The organism is Neobacillus drentensis (genome assembly GCF_036966985.1).
Taxonomy (GTDB): domain Bacteria; phylum Bacillota; class Bacilli; order Bacillales; family Cytobacillaceae; genus Neobacillus; species Neobacillus drentensis_E.
Window position 1 is genome coordinate 1 of the sequence record NZ_JBALSN010000632.1, and the last position, 2,073, is coordinate 2,073.

Below are 2,073 nucleotides of genomic sequence, written 5' to 3' on the forward strand. Positions count from 1 at the left end.
CCAAATGTAAATATAGAAACTAATAAAAATCCTTCCCAACACGGAAAGGATTTTTTTCATTCATATCTAGTTCACCCAAACTGCCAAACACTATGACTCAAGTTTCCATATCGAAAGCTGCGATGCAGTAACTTCGCTTTTTGACTATCATCGGCAGCTCCCATTGCATAGAAAATTGGGATGAAGTGTTCATTTCCATAACGTGGTACAGCATATTCAGCATTAGGTGCAAGGGAATCATATTTAAATAATGACGCTAGGTCCCAATTATTTAAGTGCTGAGCCAACCAGTCATCAAATTCAAGAGCCCATTGATCAATTTCGTTATCTGCCCATTTCACTGCTCTGAGGTTATGCACTGTTCCTCCACTTGCAATGATTAATATATCATTCGCTCTTAAAGATGCTAAGCTTTTCCCAATCTTATATTGTTCTTCAGGTTTAAGGTTCGGATTAACAGACATCGAAATGACAGGGATATCTGCATCCGGATACAACATTCGAAGTACTACCCATGCTCCATGATCAAGGCCGCGTTTCGTTTCTACTTCAAATGGTATACCGTTTTTCGCGAACAAGTCCTTTATTTCTTGTGAAACCTGCTGGTCCCCTTTAGCTGGATATTTAATTGTGTATAATTCTGGGTCGAAACCGCCAAAATCATAAATGGTGTCATATGTGTCGACTTCACATACTTTTTGCATCGATGATTCCCAGTGCGCTGAAAACAATATAATTGCCTTTGGCCGAGGAAGGTTTTTTCCTAGCTGGCTTAGAAACTGAGTATACTCATTATTCTCAACAGCTAATAATGGTGCTCCATGCGCAATAAAAAAAGATGGCATCATATTTACGTCCCCCTTTTAATTATTTTAGCTTTTTGATAAAGAAGTAGTTTCTTCCTTCTGACCTTTGAAAATGAGTTGATCTAGTGCAAACATTTTACTACCATTAATCGCGATAAAAATAGCCATTGCTAGAAAAGCCAAATCTAATTCGTAACCAGCCATTTGTCCATTTCCTAAAAATCCAACAGCTAGTTTTACTTTAACGATTGCACCAATCATTAGTAACGATAATAGAGCTGAGACAATTTGACTGCCTAATCCTAGAACTAATGCAGCTCCACCAATCATTTCTACTGTTGCCACTCCATAGGCTAAAAATCCGGGTAACCCAATACTGTCAAACCAGCCAACGATATTTTCAATTCCACCTTGAAATTTAACTAACCCATGTACAAAAAACGTAATACCTAAAACCACTCTTATCAATAATGTACTAACTTCGAATTTTTTTAACATGATTATTTTCCCCTTTTATTATCATTATTTTTCTATTTTTATTTTTTCCATTAACCAGTTCATGAAATCCCAATGGTTATCCAATGAAACGGTGTGTCCTTCTTTGTAGGTTTTAAAGGTGACATCAGCCCCTAAACCACTAAAGTATTCATTATTTGTCAATCCCCAATCAAATGGAAGAACCTGATCCATCTCACCATGAGAAATAAACAAGGACAGTTTTTCAACTGGCTGGATCGCATATTCTTCTTTTACAAAAGCAGGAATGTATCCACATAGTGCAATAATCCCCTTTATTCGACTGCCCAATGTTAATCCAAGCGTCATCGACAATATTGCTCCCTGACTAAATCCAAGTAAGAACAATTGGCTCTCATCCAATGGATATTCCCCGCAGGCATAATCAATAAAACTTGTCAGTTTACGGATTCCTTCATCGAACACTTCCCGGTGCGGTTTTCCATATCCTTGAATCGTAAAAAACGCATATCCTGGTGGTTGTGGAAGATGACCATGGATACTAAAAATGTAAAAACGGTCTTCTAATCCGTTTACCAGTGACAGCATATTTTGTTCATTACTGCCAATCCCATGCATTAAAAACAACGCAGGATAAGTTTTTCCAGGTTCAGTCTGTGCTGGACGACGAAGCTCATAAATCATGGGTGAATTCATCCTATCATCCCTTCTTTTAAACAAACATTCCTAATATTATTAGGATGGCTGTTTTATGATTACTTAACCTTAGTTTAAATCGAGTAATTTGAAT

At 37.2% G+C, this 2,073-nt stretch carries 3 protein-coding genes; all 3 read right to left on the reverse strand.

Annotated features, from left to right (window positions below; all coding sequences use genetic code 11):
- Nucleotides 1-71: 71 nt before the first annotated feature.
- From V7659_RS29460 to V7659_RS29470, 3 genes are read right to left on the reverse strand one after another with little or no spacing between them, the layout of a single operon-like run.
- A complete protein-coding gene (locus tag V7659_RS29460) occupies nucleotides 72-848 on the reverse strand; it encodes a dioxygenase family protein (protein ID WP_335543589.1) in 777 nt (258 codons plus the stop codon).
- A gap of 24 nt (nucleotides 849-872) precedes the next feature.
- Complete coding sequence (locus V7659_RS29465) at nucleotides 873-1,304, reverse strand: DoxX family protein (RefSeq protein WP_335543590.1); 432 nt, start codon at nucleotides 1,302-1,304, stop codon at nucleotides 873-875.
- A 24-nt stretch (nucleotides 1,305-1,328) separates the two neighbouring features.
- Nucleotides 1,329-1,979: an alpha/beta hydrolase gene (locus V7659_RS29470; RefSeq protein ID WP_335543591.1), complete on the reverse strand. Its 651-nt coding sequence runs from the start codon at nucleotides 1,977-1,979 to the stop codon at nucleotides 1,329-1,331.
- Between the last annotated feature and the right edge of the window lie 94 nt (nucleotides 1,980-2,073).